Raw genomic sequence first — 4,996 nt, forward strand, 5'->3', positions numbered from 1 at the left:
TCGGCATCAGCGGCACCAACGCCCACGTCATCCTCGAACAACCACCCCAGGACCAGGAGTCGGGGCAGGACACGGTCGCGGGCGGTTTCCCGGGCGCCGCCGAGGTGCCGGTGCTGCTGTCCGCGCGGACCGATCAGGCGCTGCGCGACCAGGCGGCGCGGCTGCGCGACCACCTCGCCGCCCGTCCCGGTCTCCGGCCGGCCGACCTCGGCCGCACGCTGGCCCTGGGCCGCAGCCGGTTCGAGCGGCGGGCGGCGCTGGTGGCCGCCGACCGGGAGGAAGTGACGCGCGCGCTCGACGCCTTGGCGCAGGGCGCCGACCATCCCGGGGTGGTCACCGCTCAGGCGCGTGCGGCGGCCCGGCCGGTGTTCGTCTTCCCCGGCCAGGGCACGCAGTGGGCCGGCATGGCGGCGGGCCTTCTGGAGTCGTCTCCGGTGTTCGCGCGGCGGATGGCCGAGTGCGCGGCGGCGCTGGGGCCGTACGTGGACTGGTCGTTGGCGGACGTCGTCCGCGGTGCCGCGGGCGCGCCGGGCCTGGACCGGGTGGACGTCGTGCAGCCGGTGCTGTGGGCGGTGATGGTGTCCCTCGCCGAGACGTGGCGTTCCTTCGGTGTCGAACCCGCCGCCGTCGTGGGGCACTCGCAGGGCGAGATCGCCGCGGCCTGCGTCGCCGGGTCGCTGTCCCTGGCGGACGGGGCGCGGGTGGTGGCGCTGCGCAGCCGGGCGCTGAACGCTCTGTCGGGCCGCGGCGGCATGGTGTCGGTGGCGCGTTCCGCGGAGTGGGTGCGCGGGGCGATCGTGCCGTGGGCGGAGCGGATCTCGGTGGCGGCCGTCAACGGGCCGGCCCAGGTGGTCGTCTCGGGCGAGCCCGACGCGCTGCGGGAGTTCCTCGCCGTGTGCGAGGAGCAGCAGGTGCGGGCCCGCCGGGTCGACGTCGACTACGCCTCGCACTCGGCCCAGGTGGCGGAGATCGAGGCCGAGTTGGCCCAGGTGCTGGCCGGCATCCGCCCCGGCGCGGGCGACGTGCCGATCTGCTCGTCGCTGACCGGCGGACTGCTGCCCGACGGCGGGATGCTGGACGCCGGCTACTGGTACCGCAACCTGCGCGAGACGGTCCGCTTCGACGAGGCCGTGGGTACGCTGCTGGCCGCGGGGCACCGCGTGTTCGTGGAGGTCGCCCCGCATCCGGTGCTCGCGCCGGGCATCCAGGCCGCGGCCGACGCGCAGGGCACCGACGCCGTGGCGCTGGCGACCCTGCGCCGGAACGAGGACGAGACCCGCTGCCTGCTCACCTCACTGGCCGAGGCGCACTGCCACGGCGTCGCCGTCGACTGGTCGGTCGCCTTCGCCGGCACGGGTGCGCGGCCGGTCGTGCTGCCGACGTATCCCTTCCAGCGGCGTCGGCACTGGCTGGCGCCGCCGGTCCGCACCGACGCCGTCGGCCTGGGGCTGACGCCGGCGGGCCATCCGCTGCTCGGCGGCATGACGAACCTGGCCGACGACGACCGGATGCTGCTGACCGGGCGGCTCTCCCTGCAGACCCACCCGTGGCTGGCGGACCACGCGGTGACCGGCACGGTGCTGCTGCCCGGTGCCGCGCTGGTCGAACTGTCGGTGGCGGCCGGCGACCGGCTCGGCTGCCCGCTGCTGCGGGAACTCGTCCTGGAGGAGCCGCTGGTCGTGCCGCCGACCGGGGCGGTGCAGGTGCAGGTCACGGTCGGCGCCCCGGACGACGCGGGCGCCCGCCCGGTGACCGTCCACTCCCGCCCGGAGGCCCCCGCGGGTGCCGCCGGGGAACCGTGGACCCGGCACGCGGCGGGGGTGCTCGCCCCGGCCCGCGCCGGTGACGCGCCGGCGGACGACACCACGGCCTGGCCCCCGCCGGGCGCCCGGCCCGTGGCGCACGACGGGCTGTACGAGCGGCTGGCCGGCCTCGGGTACGACTACGGGCCGGCGTTCCAGGGCCTGGTGGAGGTGTGGGAGCGGGGCGAGGAGCGGTACGCGGAGGTGACGCTGCCCGAGGACCGGCACGCCGAGGCGGCCCGGTTCGGTCTCCATCCCGCGCTGCTCGACGCCTCGCTGCACCTGTTCCTCCTCGATGCCCCGGACACCGGCCAGGAGCCGGTGCTGCGGCTGCCGTTCACCTTCGGCGGCGTCGTCCTGCACGCCTCCGGCGCCACCGCGCTGCGGGTGGTCTGGTCGCCGGCCGGCCGGGACGGCGCCCGGCTGACCGCCACTGATCCGGCCGGCGCTCCGGTGCTGACGGTCGACTCGGTGGTCCTGCGACCGCTGCCCGCGGACCGGCTCGCCGCCGCACCGCGGGCTCCACGGCACGAGGGCCTCTGCCATCTCGACTGGCAGCCGCTTGCGGACGCGTCCGGCCCGGCGCCGGCCACCGGCCGCTGGGCGGTGCTCGCCGACGACCCGCAGGGCCTGGCCGGGACACTGGGCGCGGACGGCGGTCCCGTCGACCTGCACCGCGATCTCGATGCCCTGCTCGCGGCATCGGACGCCGGGCGGCCGGTGCCGGACGCGCTGGCGCTGGTGCACATGACCGCGGAGGAGGAGCGCACCGACCCGGCGGCGGCGCACACCGCCGTACGGCGGACGCTGGCGCTGCTCCAGCGGTGCCTGGACGACGAACGGCTCGCCGAGACGCGCGTGGTGCTGCTGACCCGCGGCGCGGTGGCCGCCGTGCCCGGGGAGGACGTACCGGACCTGGTGGGGGCCGCCGTACGAGGGCTGCTGCTCACCGCGCAGAACGAACACCCGGGCCGGTTCGGCCTGGTGGACGCCGACGGCACCGACGGCGCGGAGCTCGCCGCGGCGCTGCGGGCGGCGGCCGTCGCCGGGCAGCCGCTGGCACTGCGCGCGGGACGGCTGTACGCGCCACGGCTGGAACACACCGCACCGCAGCCCGAGGGCACCGCTCCCCCGGCGGACGGGAACGCCCCGCTGTCCGGGCCCGACGGCACCGTGCTCATCACCGGCGGCACCGGTGGGCTCGGGCGGGTCCTCGCGCGGCATCTGGTCGGCCGGCACGGCGTGCGGCACCTGCTGCTGGTCAGCCGGCAGGGGCCGGCCGCGCAGGGTGCGGACGACCTGGTCGCCGAGCTGGCCGCCGTGGGCGCCCGCGTCACCGTCGCCGCCTGCGACGTGGCCGACCGGGACGCGCTCGCCGGGCTGCTGGCCGGCCTTCCGGACGCCCACCCGCTGACCGCCGTGATCCACACCGCGGGCGTGCTGGACGACGCCACGCTGCGCAATCTCACCCCCGAGGCGGTCGCGCGGGTGCTGCGCCCGAAGGTGGACGCCGCCCGGCATCTGCACGAGCTGACCCGCGCGCTGCCCCTGTCGGCGTTCGTGCTCTTCTCGTCCGTCGCGGCGGCCACCGGCAACCCCGGGCAGGGCAACTATGCGGCCGCCAACTCCTTCCTCGACGCCCTGGCGCACCACCGGCGTGCCCTCGGCCTGCCCGCCGTGTCCCTGGCGTGGGGGCTGTGGGAGACCGAGAGCGCCATGACCGGCTCGCTCGGCCGGGCCGATCTGGCGCGCTGGGCCCGCAAGGGGGTGCTGCCGCTCACGGCGGAGCGCGGCATGGAGCTGTTCGACGCCGCGCTGCGCTCGGGGCGGACGCTGCTCGTGCCCGCCGAGTGGGACCTGTCGGCGCTGCGTGACCCGGAGCGCGCCGCGGCCGCTCCCCCGCTGCTGCGCACGCTGGTCCGGCCGGCCCGCCGCCGGGCCGCCGCCTCGGCCACGGCGGGCGGCACGTCCTGGCCGCGGCGCGCGGCGGCGCTGCCGGTGGCCGAACGCCGCCGTACGGCCGCCGGGGCGGTACGGTCCGCGGTCGCCGCGGTCCTGGCGCTGGACGGTCCGGGGGCCGTCGCCGACGACGCGGCGTTCAAGACGCTGGGCTTCGACTCGCTGACCGCGCTGGAGCTGCGCGGGCGCATCCAGTCGGCGACCGGGATCCGGCTGCCTGCCACCGCCGTGTTCGACCATCCGACACCGGCGGCGCTCACCGAGCGGCTGCTGGAGGAACTCGCCCGGATCTCCGGCGAGGACGGCGCCGAGCCGGGCGCCGTCCTCCGGACGGCGGGGCGGACCGACGCCACGCAGGACGACCCGGTCGTCATCGTCGGCATGGCCTGCCGCTACCCCGGCGACGTGCGGTCACCGCAGGACCTGTGGGAGCTGGTGATGTCCGGCCGGGACGCCATCGGCCCGTTCCCCGGCAACCGGGGCTGGAACATCGACGACCTCTACGACCCCCGCCCGGGCCGCCCGGGGCGGACGTACACGCGGCACGGCGGGTTCCTGTACGACGCCGACCGGTTCGACGCGGACTTCTTCGGCATCAGCCCGCGGGAGGCCGCCGAGATGGACCCCCAGCAGCGGCTGCTGCTGGAGACCAGCTGGGAGGCGATCGAGAGCGCGACCATCGACCCGGCCTCGCTGCGGGCGACCCGCACGGGGGTGTTCAGCGGCGTGATGTACAGCGACTACAGCTCGGGGCTGAACACGGGCAGTGCGCTGAGCGTGGTCTCGGGGCGGGTGGCCTACGCCCTCGGCCTGCACGGCCCGGCGATCACGGTGGACACCGCCTGCTCCTCGTCACTGGTCGCCCTGCACCTGGCCGCGCAGGCGCTGCGCGCTGGTGAGTGCGATCTCGCGCTGGCGGGCGGTGTCACGGTGATGGCGACACCGGAGCTGTTCGTGGAGTTCAGCCGGCAGCGGGGACTGGCCGCGGACGGCCGCTGCCGGTCGTTCGACGACTCGGCGTCGGGGACGGCGTGGAGCGAAGGGGTGGGCGTGCTGGCGCTGGAGCGGTTGTCGGACGCGCGCCGGGCCGGTCACCCGGTCCTCGCCCTCCTGCGCGGCAGTGCCGTCAACCAGGACGGCGCGAGCAACGGACTCGCCGCCCCCAACGGCCCCGCACAGGAACGCGTCATCCACGACGCCCTCACCAACGCCCACCTCACCCCCGCCGACATCGA

Annotated in this window: 1 protein-coding gene; it reads left to right on the forward strand. The window is 77.0% G+C overall.

Annotated elements, in window-relative coordinates; translation table 11 throughout:
• A partial coding sequence (locus tag IE263_RS47915) for a type I polyketide synthase (RefSeq protein ID WP_189944443.1) occupies nt 1-4,996 on the forward strand: 4,996 nt, incomplete at both ends.

Origin of the sequence: Streptomyces aurantiogriseus, assembly GCF_014649375.1 — a bacterium.
GTDB classification, from domain to species: domain Bacteria; phylum Actinomycetota; class Actinomycetes; order Streptomycetales; family Streptomycetaceae; genus Streptomyces; species Streptomyces aurantiogriseus.